At 67.6% G+C, this 20177-nt stretch carries 19 protein-coding genes; 7 read left to right on the top strand and 12 right to left on the bottom strand.

The window, feature by feature from the left end:
• Nucleotide 1: 1 nt before the first annotated feature.
• The 8 genes from L0H79_RS11290 to L0H79_RS11255 form a co-directional block, all read right to left on the bottom strand.
• Entirely contained in the window at nt 2-1774 is a 1773-nt protein-coding gene (locus L0H79_RS11290) for a type I restriction endonuclease subunit R (protein WP_301484703.1), read from the bottom strand.
• The gene (locus L0H79_RS11285; protein ID WP_301484702.1) at nt 1771-2994 is read right to left on the bottom strand and encodes a restriction endonuclease subunit S; all 1224 of its coding nucleotides are present in this window, start codon (nt 2992-2994) and stop codon (nt 1771-1773) included. The genes L0H79_RS11290 and L0H79_RS11285 overlap by 4 nt, the downstream gene beginning before the upstream one ends.
• Entirely contained in the window at nt 2991-5441 is a 2451-nt protein-coding gene (locus L0H79_RS11280; protein ID WP_301484701.1) for a class I SAM-dependent DNA methyltransferase, read from the bottom strand. The genes L0H79_RS11285 and L0H79_RS11280 overlap by 4 nt, the downstream gene beginning before the upstream one ends.
• A gap of 241 nt (nt 5442-5682) precedes the next feature.
• A complete protein-coding gene (locus L0H79_RS11275) occupies nt 5683-6582 on the bottom strand; it encodes an RNA methyltransferase (RefSeq protein WP_301484700.1) in 900 nt (299 codons plus the stop codon).
• Nucleotides 6583-6653: 71 nt separating this feature from the next.
• Nucleotides 6654-7421, bottom strand: coding sequence for a sulfite exporter TauE/SafE family protein (locus L0H79_RS11270; RefSeq protein ID WP_301484699.1), 768 nt, complete (start codon nt 7419-7421; stop codon nt 6654-6656).
• Between the two features lie 44 nt (nt 7422-7465).
• Nucleotides 7466-8638, bottom strand: a complete 1173-nt coding sequence (locus L0H79_RS11265; protein WP_301484698.1) for an SPFH domain-containing protein — start codon at nt 8636-8638, stop codon at nt 7466-7468.
• Nucleotides 8639-8692: 54 nt separating this feature from the next.
• The gene (locus L0H79_RS11260; RefSeq protein WP_301484697.1) at nt 8693-9178 is read right to left on the bottom strand and encodes an NfeD family protein; all 486 of its coding nucleotides are present in this window, start codon (nt 9176-9178) and stop codon (nt 8693-8695) included.
• Nucleotides 9179-9274: 96 nt separating this feature from the next.
• Nucleotides 9275-10072: an ABC transporter ATP-binding protein gene (locus L0H79_RS11255; RefSeq protein ID WP_301484696.1), complete on the bottom strand. Its 798-nt coding sequence runs from the start codon at nt 10070-10072 to the stop codon at nt 9275-9277.
• 60 nt (nt 10073-10132) lie between these two features.
• Between L0H79_RS11255 and L0H79_RS11250 the strand changes: the two genes are divergently transcribed.
• The gene (locus L0H79_RS11250; protein WP_301484695.1) at nt 10133-10897 is read left to right on the top strand and encodes a hypothetical protein; all 765 of its coding nucleotides are present in this window, start codon (nt 10133-10135) and stop codon (nt 10895-10897) included.
• 72 nt (nt 10898-10969) lie between these two features.
• Here the strand turns inward: L0H79_RS11250 and glgA are convergent, their stop codons facing one another.
• Nucleotides 10970-12178, bottom strand: a complete 1209-nt coding sequence (gene glgA, locus L0H79_RS11245) for a glycogen synthase (protein ID WP_301484694.1) — start codon at nt 12176-12178, stop codon at nt 10970-10972.
• Between the two features lie 89 nt (nt 12179-12267).
• Between glgA and glgC the strand changes: the two genes are divergently transcribed.
• Nucleotides 12268-13527 (top strand): glucose-1-phosphate adenylyltransferase, encoded by a 1260-nt coding sequence (gene glgC / locus L0H79_RS11240; protein ID WP_301484693.1) that lies wholly within the window; start codon nt 12268-12270, stop codon nt 13525-13527.
• 28 nt (nt 13528-13555) lie between these two features.
• Complete coding sequence (gene serB / locus L0H79_RS11235; protein ID WP_301484704.1) at nt 13556-14824, top strand: phosphoserine phosphatase SerB; 1269 nt, start codon at nt 13556-13558, stop codon at nt 14822-14824.
• A gap of 4 nt (nt 14825-14828) precedes the next feature.
• On the opposite strand, the gene fabI is transcribed toward serB, so the two are convergent.
• Both fabI and L0H79_RS11225 read right to left on the bottom strand, forming a co-directional pair.
• Nucleotides 14829-15590: an enoyl-ACP reductase FabI gene (gene fabI / locus L0H79_RS11230; RefSeq protein WP_301484692.1), complete on the bottom strand. Its 762-nt coding sequence runs from the start codon at nt 15588-15590 to the stop codon at nt 14829-14831.
• Between the two features lie 87 nt (nt 15591-15677).
• Entirely contained in the window at nt 15678-16397 is a 720-nt protein-coding gene (locus L0H79_RS11225; protein WP_301484691.1) for a beta-ketoacyl-ACP reductase, read from the bottom strand.
• Between the two features lie 94 nt (nt 16398-16491).
• Between L0H79_RS11225 and L0H79_RS11220 the strand changes: the two genes are divergently transcribed.
• From L0H79_RS11220 to L0H79_RS11210, 3 genes are all read left to right on the top strand, one after another.
• Nucleotides 16492-16785: a DUF3099 domain-containing protein gene (locus tag L0H79_RS11220; RefSeq protein WP_301484690.1), complete on the top strand. Its 294-nt coding sequence runs from the start codon at nt 16492-16494 to the stop codon at nt 16783-16785.
• A gap of 10 nt (nt 16786-16795) precedes the next feature.
• Nucleotides 16796-17032 carry a hypothetical protein gene (locus L0H79_RS11215; protein ID WP_301484689.1) on the top strand — a complete coding sequence of 79 codons (237 nt, stop codon included), beginning with the start codon at nt 16796-16798 and terminating at the stop codon, nt 17030-17032.
• A 73-nt stretch (nt 17033-17105) separates the two neighbouring features.
• Complete coding sequence (locus L0H79_RS11210; RefSeq protein ID WP_301484687.1) at nt 17106-18125, top strand: YeiH family protein; 1020 nt, start codon at nt 17106-17108, stop codon at nt 18123-18125.
• Nucleotides 18126-18169: 44 nt separating this feature from the next.
• Here the strand turns inward: L0H79_RS11210 and moaA are convergent, their stop codons facing one another.
• The gene (gene moaA / locus L0H79_RS11205; protein WP_301484685.1) at nt 18170-19192 is read right to left on the bottom strand and encodes a GTP 3',8-cyclase MoaA; all 1023 of its coding nucleotides are present in this window, start codon (nt 19190-19192) and stop codon (nt 18170-18172) included.
• 32 nt (nt 19193-19224) lie between these two features.
• Here moaA and L0H79_RS11200 point away from each other — a divergent pair, with 32 nt between their 5' ends.
• Nucleotides 19225-20022: an SURF1 family protein gene (locus L0H79_RS11200; RefSeq protein WP_301484684.1), complete on the top strand. Its 798-nt coding sequence runs from the start codon at nt 19225-19227 to the stop codon at nt 20020-20022.
• Nucleotides 20023-20177 lie beyond the last annotated feature (155 nt).

The raw sequence follows: 20177 nt of genomic DNA, 5'->3' as shown, positions 1-20177 counted from the left end.
GTCACCGGCGGCCACAAATCATGCCCTCACCCGGAACCCCGGCTGAATGTTTACCAGCGTCCTCCTTCGAGATCGCACTCGGGTTCGGCTTAAAGCTGGTGACGATCGCAACCTTGCCGCGGAAGCCCTTCTTCACGAAGGCTTCGTAGAACGTGCAGGCTTGGTAGACTGAGTCGCTCACCAGCATGGCGTTGCCGCGCCCGCTGAGCAGCCGCGGCTGAATCTCCATGTCCATCAGAATGTCCTGGACGATCTGGTCCGAACGCGGAGCAGAGGCGAAGACCTTCTGCATCGTGCCCCACTTCTTCTTCAAACGCGCCTTCGACAGGTCCGTAAGCCCACGGGTCTTGGCCTCGAACCATTTGTCGACCGCAGCGGCTCCTTGGAGCGTCTGGTCAACCTTGCGCGCCTCGTACTTCAGATCCAGCACGACACCGTCATGGACGGCCTCGTCGAACTTGTAGGTGTGGATGAAGGACCCGAAGGTCTCGATGCTGGTCTTCTTTTCCTTCTTGAGCAGCGGCGTCCCTGTGAAGCCGATGAACATCACTCCAGGCAGGAGCTCCTTCATCGTGCGGTGCATCTGACCACTCTGAGTACGGTGGGCTTCGTCGACGAACACGAAGATGTTTCCCTTGGCACGGAAGCCGTCAGGCACCTTTGTTCGTAGCTCCCTCGCGAATTCCTCGGCGTCCTTGTCACGGGATGAGTCACCGGTGCCGCGGAATTTGTGTACGAGCGAGCAGATGAGCGGCGGGTTGGAAGCACCGAGCAGCGCGAGCATGTCCGCGCCTGACTCGGTCTGGACGATCCGCTCCCCGACCCCTCGGAACCCGTCGGAGATTTGTTCATCCAGCTCGGTGCGGTCCGTGATGACGAGGACGCGCGCGTTCTCCTGCGTCTCCAGGATCCACTTGGCCAGCCAGACCATCGTCAGGCTCTTACCCGAACCCTGTGTGTGCCAGACGATACCGCCCTCGCGCTTCGCGATGCGTGCCTGCGACGCCTTCACCCCGAAGTACTGGTTGTGCCGTGCAGCCTTCTTCACGCCGGCGTCGTAGACGATGAAGTCGTGAATGAGCTCCAAGAAGCGTTCCTTCGAGCACATCTGGGTGATCGCAAGGTCGAGGTCGGCGTTCTCGCCCTCCTCCTTCCACCGGAGCCAATACTTCTCCGGCGTCTCGATCACGCCGTAGCGGAGCCCTTCGGAGTCGTTGCCGGCGAACAACAGCTGGACCGTGGTGAAGAACGGTCGAACGAAGTCATCACGCTGGTTGCCGATGTTCTGACGGATACCGCTGGCCACGCTCACCGTCGATCGCTTCAGCTCGATCACGCCTAGCGCGATGCCGTTGACGTAGAGCACCAGGTCGGGGCGCTTCGTATGGACTCCCTTGACCGTGACTTCCTCGGCCACGACGAAGTCGTTCTCCGCCGGCTTCGCCCAGTCGATCAAGTGGACAGTCTGGGTGGTCTCCCCGACGTCAGTCTTGACCTTCGCGCCATAACGGAGCAGCTCATAAACTTTGCGGTTCTGGTCATAGAGCGAACTGCCACTACCGAGGGCCGCCGCTGTGACCAACTGCTGGACCGCACGCGAAACCAGGACCTCGTCGTAGCCTCGGCTGATCAGGGATGCTCGTAGCTTTGCCTCGTCGACGTTCCGATTGTCTCGATCCTTGAGGTTGCCCCCATATGCGAACCCTAGCTCGTCCTGGAATAGCTGGACTACGCGGCGCTGTGTCTCACGCTCTCGCTGACCGACTGTGCTCATGCGTCCTCCTTGACTGGTAGACGCGCGCGTCCTGTGAGTAGCTCCTGCATCATCCCGGCCTTCACTGCCCGTGCGGAATCGAGACGACGCTCGACAGCTGCGATTTCCGAATCTATATCTGCAAGTACAGAGCCGATAGCGTTTTGCTCACTGCTAGACGGAGATTTGACTTTGAGAGCCAGGAGCCGACTTTTGGCGATATTTTTCATGCTATCGCTGGTTCCAGTGGCGAGGCCGCGTACGGATTCAGCTGTCGCACCAAACGACAGCAGCGCGGCAAGCCACGGCATATTTGTACCTGCGTCTTTTCGAGGGCGAGCGAGCCATAGCCTGTCTGGCAAATAGACACCTGGCAGGTCTCGCTCTACATAACCCACCTCGCCCACCATTGCAGGCGTGTTCATGCGGCTCACAAGGATCGAGTTAGCCTCCGGCATGCACCTGGCCCGTGAGACATCCTCGGGCAAGATTCTCTTCACCTCGAGCTCGTCTACCCGACCAGCACGCACCGCAGACGTCTTTAGCACTCCCGGACGAGGCGCGCCAGCAACGGATCTGACAGATGTGCCAGCAATGAGGCCATCAATTAAACTGGCGAGCTCAGACTCGACCCACTCACCAGTGAAACCGGGGAGGCGGGTGCGGCCGGTGAGGAGCTCCTGCATTACGCCTTGCTTGACATTACGCTTCTTCGCAATCAGTCGTTCCAGCAATTCAATCAGCAAGTCTGCATCACCGATGGTGCTACAGATACTCCGTTGGGTCTTGATGGACGGAATCCAAAGTGGAATTGCCTTCAGTCGGTCAGAGGTAAGCACTCCCGTCCCACTACCGGCCGACGTGACAAGCTTAAGGATCTGAGACTCACGTGCCTGCAGTGAGAATAGTAAGAACTCGGGCTCAACGCCCGAGATAGGCAGCATTGCCTTGACGTCCTGGTTGAAGGCGAGCGGTCGCGCCGCTACCCCAGCGCGCAATTCGCTATGCAGAGCCATTCCTCGCACGAGCACGAGGACTGCCCCCTCGGGAGCGACTTTACTTCCTGCTGCGACGCCAGCTGTCGTTAGAGACTGGTCCGAGGTGGACAGACGCGCCCCTTTAAGGGTGAACGCAGATATCCATGGCACCGACCCGCCCCAGTAGTCCGGATTCAACCTTGAAGGGGTCCCGCCAGATTGCCACGTAGTGGCGGAGCCTAGAGTCGTCCACTCGTCGGTCATGATCCAAGCCCCATAGCACCGAGATGAGACTCGACCTTCGCCGCAAGAATTTCCACCTGACTCTCAATCTCGCCAATTGTCGCTTCATAGCGACGAGCAAGGGTGGCGAGACGCTCTACGAGAACCTGTCCAAGAGCAGTCACCTCGCCGTCTATACGGCGCTGAATACTCGCTCCCCACCTGGAGGCGATCACGAGGTCCTGCACCTCAACCTTCGACAGCGCCGCGTACTTATCGACTGTCTTCACGTTCAGCACGGTCGTCGCGTCCTTGACGGCCTTCTTGGCCTTATCTTCTACCCGGTACAGCGCCGCGACCTTCGTAAGGGCGTCAGCCTCATCGGGGTCTCCGCCCTCGCGATTTGTTTCCTTAAGGTAGTCGGCTGCGGCCTTCTTCGGCAGCTTCCCGTCGTCATCCGCAGCATCGAATAGCAACCCACCTTCGATGGCATGCTCTTCGATGTACTCCGTCAACGCGAGCATTGCCGCATCACGTGCCTCCACTAGTCGATCGAGCTCGGCTTGCTCGGCAGCGAAGTACCGGGCGACGATGTGCTCAGGCGGAAGCAGGTCCATGACCCAGCGCTGAGCCTTGGCACCAGCGCCGAGAACGATGTGGGCGTCTTCGTACTTGGGCTTGTCGTTCTTGTCCCTCCAGGCGCGTGCCGGGCGCGGCTGGACGGCCTGGGTCCAGCCTTCCCTGACAACCAGAGACACGTCGTCGTTCATAACGTCGTTCCAATAGCTCATAAGCTGTTCGTAGACGCCGTACTCGTCGATCAGCGGCCGCGACCGAAACGCCTCGAGGAGCGCCTCTGAGATATCGCCGATGAGTTCCGCCGGCTTCGTGTCCGCGTTGATCCCTTCCAGCAAAGTACGCTTGGATGCCCACCACTGCTGCACGGTGGCCGCGGTGTCACGCGCGAAGGCCTCATACTCGTCGGAGCCAGTGACGGTGGACCGTATCTCGCTCGGCTCCACCTTCAGCTCGGAGTAGCCCTCGCGCAGGGGCGTGAAGAGCTGGTTCCGGAGAGACGGGAACGCCTCCCAGTAGGGCTGCAACGCGTCGAGGTCACGGTTGGGGATGCCGCCGTGGATATGAGCGCGCAGGTCCTGGATATCCTCGGGCTCGGAGGAGTCGATGTAGCGCGGGATGTTGAGGTTGTAGTCGTTCTTCGGATCAGCGATCTCGCTGACCGGCACCATGCGGGAGTAGCCCTCGATCATCTTGCCGCCGGTGAAGGCGTCCACGATCTTGTGCATGTCCCGCGGGCGCAGGCGATTCTTGGGCCCGTCCTTGGCGAAGCCCTTGCTTGCGTCGATCATGAAGATGCCGGACCGCGCCTGGGCATCCTCCTTGTCGAGCACGATCAAGCACGCAGGAATACCGGTGCCGTAGAAGAGGTTCGCCGGCAGTCCGATGATCGCCTTGATGTAGCCACGCTTGATGAGCTCGGTGCGGATTCGCGCCTCTGAGTTGCCACGGAACAGCACCCCGTGCGGGAGGACGACGACACCCTTCCCACGCGGCATCAACGACTTCACCATGTGCAGGAGGAACGCGTAATCGCCGTTCTTGTCCGGCGGGGTGTCAAAGCCATCGAATCGTCCGTAGGACCAGTCGAAGCCGTTGGTCCAGGTCTTCACCGAGAAGGGCGGATTGGCCACGAGGTAGTCGAACCGCTTGAGGTTGCCGTTCTCTGTAAACTTCGGGTCCGCCAAAGTGTTGCCCTGCCGCAGGACGTGCGTGTCATAGCCGTGGAGGAACATGTTCATCCGCGCCAGTGCCCAGGTCGCGTTGTCGTTCTCCTGGCCGTAGATCGACAGACCATTCGGGGCTGCGTCAGCGACCTTGATGAGCAGCGACCCAGAACCGCAGGTCGGGTCATAGACAGTCGTGCTCTTAGGGGTATCCGCCGGGATCTGGAGCAGCTGCGCGATCACCCGGGATACCTCGGCGGGCGTATAGAACTGGCCCTTGCTCTTGCCCGACTGAGTGGCGAAGTGCCGCATCAGGTACTCGTACGCGTCGCCCAGGAGGTCATCACCCTCGGCGGTAGAGCCGGAGAAGTCCATGTCCTGGAAGATCCCGATGAGGTTCGAGACCTTGGTCTGGAGCTCCTTGCCCGCCCCCAGCTTGGCAGGGTCGTCGAAGTCGGCGTTGTTGATGACCCCGAGCAGGTCGTTCTCGTCAGCGAGACGACGGATGGCGATGTTGACCTTCTCGCCCACGTCGGGTTTTCCCTTGAGGGAGACGAGGTAGTCGAAGGAGCCGTCCTCCGGGACATAGATAAGTGAAGATTTGTCGGTCTTCGCCTTGTCCGACACGTACTTCACGAACAGCAGGGTCAGGACGTAGTCCTTGTACTGACTCGCGTCCATCGAGCCGCGCAGCTCGTCAGCGCTGCTCCACAGTGAGGAGTAGAGGTCAGACTTCTTCAGCGCCACAGTTCACTCTTCCCTCGTCCCGCACGTCCCATGCCTCCTGGATTCTCGACCTTATGACACTGCACGCTGTCCTCACCCGGATCGGCATCGGCCCGTAGCGCGATCCCGACTCTACGGACCAACATCCCTTTGTCGCTGGCCTGGATCGAGCCTGATAATCTCATGAAGGCGTGCGACTGCACGTCCTCCGTGGTGCGCTCGTACCGCTAGCCGCCCGCCCCGGACGGAGGATCGGAGTCCGTCATCGCGTCGCGTAGAACGCAACCGCTGATGAGGCTGCGACGTTCAGCGAGTCGACTCCACCCAACATCGGGATCTTGACTCGGACGTCGACGGTCGATGAGGTCCACGGAGACAGACCATCCCCTTCAGTCCCGAACACGAGTGCCAGCTTCGGGTGGTCCTGCTCTACTAGCTCGTCCAGCGTGATCGCATCATCGGCCAGCGTCATCCCCGCCACGACGTAGCCTGCCTCCTTCAGCAGTTCGATCCCACTCGGCCAAGGCTCGATGCGTGTCCACGGCACTTGGAAGACCGTGCCCATCGAGACGCGGATGGATCGCCGGTAGAGCGGGTCCGCGCAACGCGGGGTGACCAAGACGGCGTCGAGGCCCATGGCCGCGGCTGATCTGAAGCACGCGCCTACGTTTGTATGGTCCACCAAGTCCTCGAGGACGGCGATCCTCGACCGTGTGGGCACCTGCAGCTTCGGCTCCGACTCTCGAACCTTGGAATACCCCACGTTCGTGTGCTCGACGAAGTCCTCGAAGACGGCGACCCGCGGGGCTTGCCTGACCAGCTCGCCCACGGTCGGCAGCACGGGGCGCTGCATCGCCGCGAGCGCCCCCCGGTGCAGGTGGAAGCCGGTGAGCTGCTCGATGACGTCGCGCTGCCCGACATAGACCGGCACGTCGTGGGTCTCGGCCTGCTCGACGAGGTCGGCGAGATCGGTGAGCCATCGCTGCGCCATGAGGTAGGAGCGTGGGCGGTGCCCGGCCGCGAGGGCCCGGCGGATGACCTTCTCGCTCTCGGCGATGTAGAGGCCTCGCGCCGGCTCGGTGCGCCGTCGCAGCGCCACGTCGGTGAGCGCGACGTAGTCGGTCAGCCGGGGGTCGGTCGGGTCGGTGACACGGACGGGCACGGCCAACAGGGTAGTTGGCTGTGTCCCGGCGGCCAGTCCGGACGTGCGCCCGCCGGACCGGTTCGGGGCGGTCAGGGGAACCCGACGAGCTTGACGATCGCGACGACCCCGATGACCACGATGATGCCGCGCAGGACGTTCGGCGGGAACCGTCGGCCGACCCGAGCGCCGATGATGCCTCCGCAGAAGGATCCCACCGCGATGAGCGCGACCACGAGCCAGTCGATGTGGTCTCGGGCGAACAGCAGGAAGACGATGGCCGCCACGAAGTTCGCGATGAGCGTCAGCACGTTCTTGTAGCCGTTGAGTCGCTGCAGCGGCTCGCTCGACAGCACGCTGAGGATGCCCATCAGCAGGACTCCCTGCGCCGCCCCGAAGTACCCGCCGTACATCCCTGCCAGCAGCACGCCGGCCCCCATTGCCGGGGCGTGCCAGCGGGGCTCGGGCTCGTGCGCGCCACCTCGGACCCGACCCTGGATCCGGGGGCCAAGCACGACGAGGACGACCCCCAGCGCGATGAGCAGCGGCACGATCGCGTTGAACGCGGCAGGCGGCAGGACCAGCAGCAGCCCCGCCCCGACCACGGAGCCGACCAGCGACAGGGGCATGAGCCGGCGCAGCGTCGGACCCTGACCGGTCAGCTCGTGCCGGTAGCCCCACGACCCGCTGACACCTCCCGCGACGATCCCGAGGTTGTTCGACACGTTGGCCGTCAGGGGGTTGATGCCGAAGAAGAGCAGGGTCGGGAAGGTGAGCAGGGTGCCCGAGCCCACGATCGCGTTGATGGTGCCGGCGCCGACGCCGGCCAACGCGATGGCGAGCGCGGACCATATGGACACCCGGTCACCCTACTGTCGGGTCACCGGGTGTCGTCCGTCTCGTCTCAGCGGGTGGTGTCGTCGCCCTCGCCGTCCGGTCCGGGTGGCTCGGCGATCGCCGGCGGGTCGGGGAAGGACGGGGCTGCCGGGGTCGGGCGAGGGGGCACCTGGTCGGCCGGTGGGCGAAGCGCGGGCTGCTGCCGGCTCACCGGGGACGCGTGCTCGGTGGACTCTGCGCTCGCCTGCGCGGCCTGGCCGCGGGCCTCGGCAAGGGCCTTGGCGGGGTCCTCGAGGACCGTCTCGGCGAACGCGTCGTCGTCCGGCACGCCCGTCTCGACCCACTCGTCCTCGTCCGAGCCCGCCGGCTGCCCCGGCGTGCCGAGCGCTCCGCTGATGCCGCGCAGCGCATCGGTCACCTCGGAGGGGATGATCCACATCTTGTTGCTGTCGCCCTGGGCGATCTGGGGAAGCACCTGCAGGTACTGGTAGGCGAGCAGCTTCTGGGTCGGCCTGCCGCGGTGGATGGCCGAGAAGACCTGCTGGATGGCGCGCGACTGGCCCTGAGCCTCGAGGATGCGAGCCTGGGCGGAGCCCTCGGCGCGCAGGATCTGGCTCTGCTTCTCGCCCTCGGCGGTCAGGATCGCCGACTGTTTGACACCCTCGGCGGTCAGGATCGCGGCGCGGCGGTTGCGCTCGGCGCGCATCTGCTGCTCCATCGAGTCCTGCACCGAGTGCGGCGGGTCGATCGCCTTCAGCTCGACCCGGTTGACCCGGATGCCCCACTTGCCGGTCGCCTCGTCGAGGACGCCCCGGAGCTGGCCGTTGATCTGGTCACGGCTCGTCAGGGTCTGCTCCAGGTCGAGCGAGCCGATCACGTTGCGCAGCGTCGTCACGGTCAGCTGCTCGATGCCCTGGATGAAGTTGGCGATCTCGTAGACGGCGGCCTTCGCATCGATCACGGAGTAGTAGATGACCGTGTCGATGCTGACGACGAGGTTGTCCGATGTGATGACCGGCTGCGGCGGGAAGGTCACGACCTGCTCGCGTAGGTCGATGTTGGCCCGCACCTTGTCGACGAACGGGACGAGGAAGTGGATCCCTGCCGTCAGCGTCTTGTTGTAGCCACCGAGCCGCTCGACGATCTGCGCCGTCTGTTGCGGCACGATCCGTACCGTGCGCAGCACGATGATGAAGGCCACCACGATGACGAGCACCGCGATGATGAGAACTGGGTCCACGGTTGTGCCCTTCCCTGTCGTCGGCGCGTCACCCAGACGGGGGCGCGCCGGGTGTCACAGCGAACCAGTCGGCCCGCCGATGTCGGTGCGATCCGGCATCCCGCCGATCTGGGCGCGGCTGACGATCGCCGTGGCACCGTCGATGGACTCGACGACGACCTCCTCACCCGGCTCGATGCTCGAGCCGAGGGTGCGCGCGCTCCACGTCTCGCCGGCGAGCTTGACCCGTCCACCGGACTGGGTCACCCGGTCGATGACGTAGGCCGAACGTCCGATGTTGGCTTCGGCCCCCATCTTCTCGCGCTGTCCGGGCGTGAAGCGGCCCTTCAGCCATGGGCGCACGGTTGCGAGCAGGACGACCGCGACGACGGCCCCGACGATCGCCTGGACCGGGAATGGCGCTCCGAACGCTGCGGCGACAGATCCCCCGATGGCGCCGCCCGCGAGCATGAGGAACGTGAAGTCCACCGTCACGGCCTCGATCGCGACGAGCGCCAGCGCTACCCCGAGCCAGACCAGCCAGCCATGCCCCTCGAACACGCCGAACCCGTCCTTCTGTCGTTGTACGCCTTGTCGCTGTAACGCTTGTGGTCCTGCCGCAGTTCCGTGCGCGCATCGCTTCGACGCCGTCGTCGGTCACACCAGGGCTCCAACCCTGCGCCTGGCTGCCCAGCGGTCCCCACGCTGCTCGAGCTCGAGAGGCATGTCGAAGGTCGCGGACAGGTTCGCCTCGGTGAGCGTCAACGCGAGTGGACCCGCCGCGACGACCCTGCCCTGCCGGAGCATCAGCACGTCGGTGAACCCGGGCGGGATCTCCTCGACGTGGTGCGTCACGAGGACCAGTGCCGGCGCCTCGGTGTCCGCCGCGAGGTCACCGAGCCGCTGCACCAGGTCCTCCCGACCGCCGAGGTCGAGACCTGCGGCCGGTTCGTCGAGCAGCATCAGCTCCGGGTCGGTCATGAGCGCACGAGCGATCTGGACCCGCTTGCGCTCGCCTTCGCTGAGAGTGCCGAAGCGACGGTCCGCGAGGTGGTCGGCGCCCAGGGAGTGCAGCAGGGTCATCGCACGTGCGTAGTCGACGTCGTCGTAGTGCTCTCGCCAGCGGCCCACGATCCCGTACGACGCCGTGACCACCACGTTGCCCACGATCTCGCCGGCCGGGATGCGTTCTGCCATCGACGCGCTGGCCAGGCCGATCCGGGGGCGCAGCTCGAAGACGTCGACGGCGCCGAGCACCTCGCCCAGGATCCCGGCCACCCCGCAGGTCGGGTGCATCCGGGCCGCGGCGATAGACAGGAGCGTCGTCTTGCCGGCGCCGTTGGGGCCGAGCACGACCCAGCGTTCGCCCTCCTCGACCTCCCAGTCGATGCCGTCGAGCAGCGTCGAGGTGCCCCGGCGCACGGTGACATCGGCCAGGGCCAGGACGTCGCTCATGACAGCGACCCTATGCCACGGGTGCCGGGCCGGGCCGGTCGGACACCCTACGATGACGAGGTGCCCGAGCTGCCCGCGTGCGTGCGTGTCGCGCTGTGGACGACGATCGCCTGGCGGGGCGACATTGCACTGCCCGACGCCATCGAGCGGTCCCTGCCGGACGTCGACCATGTCACCGGGATCGCGCCGACGCTGCAGGCCTGGGGCGACATCGGCGAGCGGGCCCTCCTCGTGGCGCTACCCCGCCCGGGATGCCTCGACGGGCTGCCGCGCTGTGCTCCCGACGCGGCAGGTCATGCCGCGCAGGCCGGCGAGTGCGTCCATGTGGCGGGAGCCGGCGGCGTGCTCGTCCCGACCCTGACGGAGTACGGGCCGGACGGCGATACCGGGGTGCGCATCGACTGGACCGGCTACGACGCCGAGCCGACCCCCCGGCATCGTCTCGAGATGCTCGACCTGCGTCAGACCGAACGTGAGCTGCTCGACCGGATGCGACACCACAGCGAGCAGTTCGAGTCCGCAGGGGGACATCCATGGGAGCGGGAGGCACGGGCCGAGGCCGAGGCCGGCCTGCGCCACTCGCTCTGGGGGCTGCCGGAGCAGGTTCCGGACAAGGCGCTGCACGTCATGGCGATCGCTGCCGGCGCGGCACAGCTGGCCGACCGTGGCCGGTCGCTGACCGGCTTGGGGTCACATGGCGTCGATGCCACGACCGCCGGGCGGAGGGAGCAGCTGCTGCGCTCGCTCGGCTCGGACGCCGACCGAGCGCTCGCCGAGGCCACGAACGTCGCGGTCATGGTGTTGGCCGGCTGGCGCTCCGCCTGACCCTCTCAGCCTGCCTGCCCCGCCGCCCAGCCTGCCTGACCCACCGACCCGCGAGTCAGCTGCGGGCCGGCATCACGGCACCGGCGAGCCGATCGACCGGTAGACCTCGAGGGTCTGCTCGCCGATCGAGGCCCAGGAGAAGGACTCGACGGCCCGGGCCCGCCCGGCCACGCCCATCCGGCGAGCCCGGGACCGGTCGGACAGCGCGTCGCCGAGGGCGGCTGCGAGGTCGGCGACGAAGCGGTCCGAGTCGACCGGTGTGCCGGTGCCGTCCTGGACCTGCTCGATCGGGACGAGCCAGCCCGTCTCGCCGTCGACGACGACCTCGGGGATCCCCCCGGTCGCGGTCGCGACGACGGGCAGCTCACAGGCCATGGCCTCGAGGTTGACGATGCCGAGCGGCTCGTAGACCGAGGGGCAGGCGAAGACCGTGCCGTGGCTGAGCAGCGCGACGACCTCCGCCCGCGGCAGCATGTCGGCGATCCAGCGCACGCCACGTCGGGTCTTGCCCAGCTCGTCGATGCGTTGTTCGACCTCCGCCATGATCTCGGGCGTGTCGGGTGCCCCGGCGCAGAAGACGAGCTGGACAGCCGGGTCGAGCTCGCGCACGGCCCGCAGCAGGTAGGGCAGGCCCTTCTGGCGGGTGATCCGGCCGACGAAGACGACAGCCGGGGCATCGGGGTCGACGCCGTGCTTCTCGACGACCGCCCGGGCCTCGACCGAGCGGTCCGGCTGCCACAGCTGCGAGTCGATCCCGTTGTGCACCACGTGCACCCGAGCGGGATCCAGCGCCGGGTAGCTGCGCAGGATGTCCGCACGCATGCCACCGCTGACCGCGATGACGGCCGCTGCGGACTCGTACGCGGTGCGCTCGGCGAAGGAGGAGACCCGGTAGCCTCCGCCGAGCTGCTCCGCCTTCCACGGCCGCATCGGCTCGAGCGAGTGCGCGGTGACGACATGGGGCATGCCGCCCAGCAGCGAGGCGAGGTGCCCTGCGAGGTTCGCGTACCACGTGTGCGAGTGCACGACGTCTGCTCCCACGCAGTCGTCCGCCATCGTCAGGTCGACCCCGAGGGTCTGGATCGCAGCGTTCGCACCCGCGAGCTCGGGCAGGTCGGGGTATGCCGTCGTGCCGGCCTCGTCACGCGGCGCCCCGAAGCAGCGCACCCGCACGTCGAGGTCGCCGCGGCTGCGCAGCGCCCGGACCAGCTCGGCCACATGAACACCGGCTCCACCGTAGATCGCCGGCGGGTACTCCTTGCTGAGGATGTCGACGCGCATTGGCCGAGCCTATCGGGACCGCACCCGCCGCGCGGTCTTCGCCGTGGGCCCCTCCCCGATTCACGCGGCGGGCCTCTAGGGTGTGGGACATGGCACGCCGCAGCCCGTCATCAGGTCCGAAGGTTCTCGCCGTCGTACTCGCGGGGGGCGAGGGCAAACGGCTCATGCCGCTCACCGCCGACCGCGCCAAGCCGGCGGTCCCCTTCGGGGGCATCTACCGGCTCATCGACTTCGCCCTGTCCAACGTCGTCAACTCCGGCTACCTGCAGGTCATCGTGCTGACCCAGTACAAGTCACACAGCCTCGACACCCACGTGACGAAGACGTGGCGCCTGTCGACGTTGCTCGGCAACTACATCACCACGGTCCCGGCGCAGCAGCGGGTCGGCAAGACGTGGTACCGGGGCAGTGCCGACGCGATCTTCCAGAGCCTCAACCTCGTGCACGACGCGAAGCCGGAGTACATCGTCGTGGTGGGGGCCGACCACGTCTACCGGATGGACTTCAGCCAGATGGTGGAGCAGCACATCGAGTCGGGCCGCGGCGTGACCGTCGCGGCGATCCGGCAGCCGATCGCGCTGGCCAACCAGTTCGGCGTCATCGAGGTCGACCCGGGCGACCGCACCCGGATCGCCGCGTTCCTCGAGAAGCCCGACAACCCGCAGGGCCTGCCGGACAGCCCCGACGAGGTCCTCGCCTCGATGGGCAACTACGTCTTCACCGCCGACGCGCTCGAGCAGGCCGTGAGCCTGGACCAGGACCTCGGGAGCACCAACCACGACATGGGAGGAGACATCGTCCCCGCGTTCGTGGCCCGGGGTGACGCCGGTGTCTACGACTTCAAGGACAACGAGGTGCCCGGGGCGACCGACCGCGACCGCGGCTACTGGCGCGACGTCGGCACCCTCGACTCTTACTACGACGCGCACATGGACCTCGTCTCGGTCCATCCCGTCTTCAACCTGTACAACTACGAGTGGCCCATGTACACGCAGCACGCACCGTACCCACCCGCGAAGTTCGTGCACGGCACCGGCGACCGCGTCGGCGACGCACTGAACTCCGCGGTCTCCCCGGGGGTCGTCATCTCCGGCGCCCACGCCTACACCTCGGTCCTGTCCCCGCTCGTGCACCTGCACTCCTACGCGAGCGTGCAGGGCTCGGTGCTGCTCGACAACGTCAGGGTGGGCCGGCACGCCCAGATCCGGCGGGCCATCATCGACAAGAACGTCGTGGTCCCCGAGGGAGCGGAGATCGGGATCGACCACGACCACGACCGGGAGCGTGGTTTCACCGTCACCGAGTCCGGCGTCGTGGTGGTCGGCAAGGGCCAGCGGGTCGAGGTGTGACGCGGATACCCTGTCGCGCGTGAGCGACCTGCCCGAGCCGACCCTGAGCATCACCGTCACCGGCACCGACCGGCCCGGGGTGACCGGGACCCTGCTGGGTGCCATCGCGGACGAGTGTGACGAGGTCGGCGGCGAGGTGCTCGACATCCAGCAGGTCGTCGTGCACGGACACCTCACCCTGGCGCTCCTGCTCGCCCCCGGTGACCGGGTGGAGCGGCTGCGTGACGCGGCTGCCGTCGCGGCCCACCGTCTGGACCTCGCCCTGAGCGTCACCGAGGGCACCGGCGACAACGCCCGGCCTCGTCAGGGCCGGGCTGCCGTCGTGGTGCTCGGCGCACCGCTCACGGCGCGGGTCGTCTCGCTGGTGACGCAGCAGATCGCCGAGCACGGCGCCAACATCGACCGGATCCGCCGGCTGTCCCGCTACCCGGTCACCACCGTCGAGTTCGCCGTCTCCGGCGCGGACGTCGAGCTGCTGCGCGCGCGGCTCGCACTTGTGGCGACCACCGAGGGAATCGACATCGCCGTAGCCCCCGGCGGCCTGGCCCGGCTCGGCCGACGCCTCGTGGTCCTGGACGTCGACTCGACGCTCATCCAGCAGGAGGTCATCGAGATGCTGGCCGCGCACTGCGGCCGCGAGGCCGAGGTCGCGCAGGTCACGGCTCGAGCGATGGCCGGCGAGCTCGACTTCGAGCAGTCCCTGCGGGCGCGGGTGGCGACCCTCGCCGGCCTGCCGGCCTCGGTCCTCGACGAGGTCCGCGACGCCATCGAGCTCACCGCAGGCGCCCGGACCCTCGTGCGCACCCTCGGGCGGCTCGGGTTCACCGTCGGTCTCGTCTCCGGAGGCTTCCTCGAGATCGTCGGGCAGCTCGCGAGCGAGCTCGGCATCCACCATGTCCGGGCGAACCGCCTCGAGATCGTCGACGGGGCTCTCACCGGCCGGGTCCTCGGAGAGGTCGTCGACCGGGCCGGCAAGGCCCGCGCGCTTCGCGAGTTCGCCGACCTCGAGGGGCTGCCGCTCAGCCGGACCGTCGCGATCGGCGACGGAGCGAACGACCTGGACATGCTGGCGGCAGCCGGCCTCGGGGTCGCCTTCAATGCCAAGCCGCTCGTGCGCGAACAGGCGGACGCGTCGGTGACCGTGCCCTACCTCGACTCGGTCCTCTTCCTGCTCGGCATCTCCCGTGAGGAGATCGAGGAGGCCGACGCGATGGACGGGCAGCCGACCGAGTGTCGTCTGCTCCCGGGCTCACCCGCGGCTCCGGCCAGCCCTGCGAGCCCTCCCCCGGGTCATTGACGGGTCACTGACCCATCACGTGCACGCCACCGTCGACGTGGACGATCTCGCCTGTCGTCGCGGGGAACCAGTCGGACAGCAGCGCCGCACAGGCCCGGGCCGCGGGGACGGCGTCATGGATGTCCCATCCGAGCGGCGCCCGGTTGTCCCACGTCTCCTCGAACTGCTCGAATCCCGGGATCGACTTGGCGGCCGTGGTGCGGATCGGCCCCGCGGAGACGAGGTTGCACCGGATCCCCTTGGGCCCCAGGTCGCGGGCTAGGTATCGGTTGGTCGCCTCGAAGGCCGCCTTCGCGACCCCCATCCAGTCGTAGACCGGCCACGCGAACTGGGCATCGAAGGTCAGCCCGACGACGCTGCCCCCGTCGCTCATGAGCGGCACCGCCGCGGCTGCCAGGGACTTAAGGCTGTAGGCGGAGATGTGCACCGCCGTCGAGACGTCCTCCCAGGTGCCCTCCATGAAGTTGAACGCGCCGGGCGGAGCGAACCCGATCGAGTGCAGCACCCCGTCGAGCCGGTCGACGTGCTGCCCGAGCCGCTCCGCGAGGGAGTCGAGGTGCCCTTGGTCGCTGACGTCGAGCTCGAGGACCTCGGGTGTGCTCGGCAGCCGCTTGGCGATCGTCTGCGTGATCCGCATCGTGCGTCCGAACGAGGTGAGCACCACTTGGGCGCCCTCCTCCTGGGCGATCTTGGCGACGTGGAACGCGATCGAGCTGTCCATCAGGACGCCCGTCACGAGGAGCTTCTTGCCTTCGAGGATTCCCATGCCTGTCACTTTCTCGTAGGGGAGTTCAGCTCCGCACGCGAGCGGGCTGGGCGGCATACCGATGATGCCGTATGCCGCTCACTGGCGTCAGTGCCCCATCCCGAGTCCCCCGTCGACGGGGATCACCGCACCGCTGATGTAGCCGGCGGCGTCGCTCGCGAGAAAGCGCACCGCGTCGGCGATCTCCTCGGTCCGGCCGAACCGGCCGGCGGGGATGCTCGCGAGATATGACTTCTGCTGCGCCTCGGGCAGGGCGGCCGTCATGTCCGTCTCGATGAAGCCGGGTGCGACGACGTTCGCGGTGATGCCGCGTCCCCCGAGCTCACGGGTGATCGACCTGGCCAGGCCGACGAGGCCGGACTTCGAGGCGGCGTAGTTGGTCTGGCCGGGCGAGCCGTAGAGGCCGACGACGCTCGAGATGAGGATGATCCGTCCGTGGCGGCGCCGGATCATGCCTGTCGCCGCGCGGCGGGCGCAGCGGAACGCACCACCGAGGTTGGTGTCGAGGACCGCGTCGAAGTCGTCGTCGCTCATCCGCATCAGGAGGGTGTCACGGGTGATCCCGGCGTTGGCGACGAGCACCTCGACCGGCCCGCCGAGGATCTCCTCGGCGTCCTTGAACGCCTGGTCGACGGAGGCGCTGTCGGTCACCTCGCACCGGACGGCCCGCAGCCCCTCGGGGGCCTGCCCGGAACGGTTCGTGATGACGACGTTGTGACCGTCGTCGGCAAGAGCCCGGGCGATGGACAGCCCGATCCCCCGGTTGCCGCCGGTCACGAGGACGTTGCGCTGCTCGGTCGTAGTCACCCTGACTCCCAGCTCGGTTCGGTGATGTCGCTGGGCCGCACGCTAACGGACTACCGGCCGGTATGCCCGACCGGCCCGGGCTTATGGTTGAAGTGTGGGACACGGGAATCAGCCGCCGGTCGTCCACACCGTCACCTCGGCCCAGACGTCGAGCTCGGACGACCAACCGCAGCGGATCAGGCGCTATCTGACGATGATGGGTATCCGTATCGCCTGCTTCGGTCTCGTCTTCGTCACGAGCGGCTGGCTGCGCTGGGTCGAGATCGTCGCGGCGGTCGTGCTGCCCTACTTCGCCGTCGTCATCGCGAACGCGGTCCGCCCTCGGGAGGTCGGTCACATCACGCCCGTCACCGAGGAGCCGGACAAGACGAAACAGATCGACCAGTGAGCAGCCACCAGTGAGCTCTCTGCAGGAGGCGTCTGCGGACGAGGCACACGTCTGCAGCGCGAAGGGCTGTCGCGGCGCCGCCCGGCACGCGGTCGTGTGGAACAACCCGAAGCTGCACACTCCCGAGCGGCGCAAGGTGTGGCTCGCCTGTGACCTGCACCGGCAGTCGCTCGCCGACTTCGTCGCCCTGCGCGGCTTCCTCATCGAGGTGATCCCCCTCGAGGCGCTCACCGCGGCCGACGGCTGATCCCCGGTCGCGTCTCGGCGCGGGGCGAGCGAGTAACTTCGTTGCCACTCGGCGGACGTGAGGAGACGGCCACATGCCTACCGTTGACGCAGGCAAGCTTGCTCGGCTCGCCCCGGGCTTGGCGATCGTGCTGGTCATCGCCGTTGTCGCCACCTTCCTCGGCTCTCTCGCGCCCATCGTCGGTGCCCCCGTGGCCGGAGTCGTCATCGGCGGTCTGGTCACTCAGGTCAGTCACGTTCCGGCGCCGCTCGCCGCCGGGATCCGGTTCTGCGCCAAGACGGTCCTTCAGCTGGCCGTCGTCGTCCTCGGCTTCCGGCTCTCCCTCGCGCAGATTGCGCAGGTGGGGGCCGACTCGATGCCGACGATGCTGGGCACCCTTGCAGTGTGCCTCCTTGCTGCCTACTACGCGGGGCGGCTCCTGGGCATCGACGGCGACCTGCGCGCGCTCATCGGCGTCGGAACCGGCATCTGCGGCGCATCTGCGATCGCCGCGGTGGCGCCGGTGATCCGGGCCCGCAACGAGGACATCGCGTACGCGATCTCGACCATCTTCCTGTTCAACATCGCCGCAGTTCTGCTCTTCCCTCCAGTCGGCCACCTTCTGGGCATGAGCCAGGACGCCTTCGGCCTGTTTGCGGGCACTGCCGTGAACGACACGTCATCGGTCGTGGCCGCAGCCACGATCTATGGCGACGAAGCAGGCGACCATGCCGTCGTGGTCAAGCTGACCCGCACGTTGATGATCATCCCGATCTCGGTGGCACTCAGCGCGATCGTTGCGCGCCGGGAGCGTTCGGACAGACCGGGCGCGCTGTTCTCCAAGGTGTCCAAGAAGCGACTGGTGCCGTGGTTCCTCGTCGGCTTCCTGATCGCGGCGACAGTCAACAGCCTGGGCCTGGTTCCTGCAGGCTGGCAGGACCCGTTGCAGTTCGCGGCGGTCTTCCTCATCACCATGGCACTGACCGCGATCGGGCTGACGACCGATCTCACGGCTCTTCGGCGGGCCGGCTTCCGGCCACTGCTGCTGGGTGGGATCCTGTGGGTTGTCGTCTCGGTCTCGAGCCTCGTCATCCAGTACGCGACCAGTTCGTGAACCGATCAGGACCTCACGCGCCGGCTCAGCCGCCGCACGCCTTCTCAGCCGCCGATGGCGCTCATCGGGCGGTCCGGCTGGACGAAGTCGGGGTCGCCGATGCCGTGGCCGCGTCGCTTGCGCCACATCTCGCCGCGGATCAGGTCGAGCAGCTCGTCGTCGCCGGCACCGTCGCGCAGCGGCGTGCGCAGGTCGGTCTCGGTGCGGGAGAAGAGACAGTTGCGCACCTGCCCGTCGGCCGTGAGCCGGGTGCGGTCGCAGGCCGCGCAGAACGGCGCCGTGACGCTTGCGATGATCCCGACCGTCGCAGGCCCGCCGTCGACCAGGAACCGCTCGGCCGGCGCGCTGCCCCGCTCCGCGGCGGGCAGCGGGGTCAGGGTGTAGCGCTCGGCCAGCCGGGCCCGGATCTCCTCGGCCGTGATCATGTCGCGCCGGTCCCAGGCGTGCTGCGCGTCGAGCGGCATCTGCTCGATGAACCGCAGCTCGTAGCCCCGCTCGAGGCACCAGCCGAGCAGTTCGGAGACCGTGTCGTCGTTGACGCCCCGCATCGCGACCGCGTTGACCTTGACCGGGGTCAGGCCGGCGTCGACCGCCGCCTTGAGACCTGCCTCGACGTCGCCGAGCCGGTCGCGACGGGTCAGGTGGGTGAAGGTCTCGGCGTCGATCGTGTCGAGGCTGACGTTGACCCGGTCGAGGCCGGCGTCGGCCAAGCCCTGGGCGACCCGGGCCAGGCCGACACCGTTGGTCGTCATCGCGATCCGGGGCCGGGGGGCGAGGGCCGCGATGCCGGCGACGAGCTCGACGATCGATCGCCGCAGCAGCGGTTCACCACCGGTCAGCCGCACCTGCGTGACCCCGTCGCGGACGAACACGCCGATGACCCGGAGCATCTCCTCGTCGGTCAGCATCTCGGCCTTCGGCAGCCACGGCAGCCCCTCGGCGGGCATGCAGTACGTGCAACGCAGGTTGCACCGGTCGGTCACCGACACGCGCAGGTCGCGGGCCACGCGACCGAACTGGTCGACGAGACCGCCCGGGCGGACGAGCGGCAGGGGCGGGTGCGTCATACGCACCACTGTATGCCGGGTAACGTCAAGGGGTGCTGCGCCTGTGGTTGACCCGTCGGTGGCTGGTCGGCACGCTGGTCGCCATCGTCTTCGGGTTCGCCTGTTTCATGCTGGGCCGGTGGCAGTGGGGCCGCTACGTCGAGAAGCAGACCAAGGCCACCGCGATCGCGACCAACTACGACGCCGCCCCGGTGCCGCTGACACCGACGCTGCTGGGCGTCCCGCTCAGCCCGGAGCGTCAGTGGACCCGCGTCACCGCGCACGGCACGTATGCCGCTGAGGCCGACCTGCTCGTGCGCAACCGTACGCTGAACACCGTCCCCGGCTTCGAGGTGCTGACCGTGTTGACCACGCAGGCCGGCACGATCCTGGTGGACCGGGGCTGGGTGCCGAACGCCACGACGGCGGCCGAGGTCCCGGGGGTGGACGCGCCGCCGCAGGGGCCGGTCGAGGTGACGGGGTGGCTGCGCACCGGTGAGCCGTCGCTGGGCCGTGACCTGCCCGCCGGCCAGCTCGCCAGCATCGACATCGACGACGCGAGGACGCAGCGGCCCGCCGTCGGGCCCGCGGACATCTACCTCGTGCTCGGCGCGCAGTCACCGGCGACCCCGGCGTCGGGTCACCCCGTGACCCCCCTGCCGCGCCCCACCGAAGACCTCGGCCCGCACCAGGCGTATGCGATCCAGTGGTGGATCACGATGCCCGGCGGGATCGCCTTCGTCTTCTGGGCGGTGCGCCGTGAGGTGCTGGCGCGGGACGAGACCGAGGACGGGGCGCCGGCGCCGCCGAAGCCCAAGAAGGTCCGGATCTGGGACGAGGAGGACTACTGAGCCGGCGCCGGCTCGGTGGCGGGGTGCACGGGCCGCGCCTTGTGGTTGCGCTCCTGGCCGTTGCGGCCGGCGCCGAACTGGGTGGCGTGCAGGTGGGCGTAGAGGCCCCCGCGTGCGAGCAGCTGCTCGTGCCGCCCGGTCTCGACGACGCGGCC

The organism is Intrasporangium sp. (assembly GCF_030452765.1).
Taxonomy (GTDB): Bacteria; Actinomycetota; Actinomycetes; order Actinomycetales; family Dermatophilaceae; genus Intrasporangium_A.
This window is presented reverse-complemented; position numbering and strand designations above follow the sequence as displayed.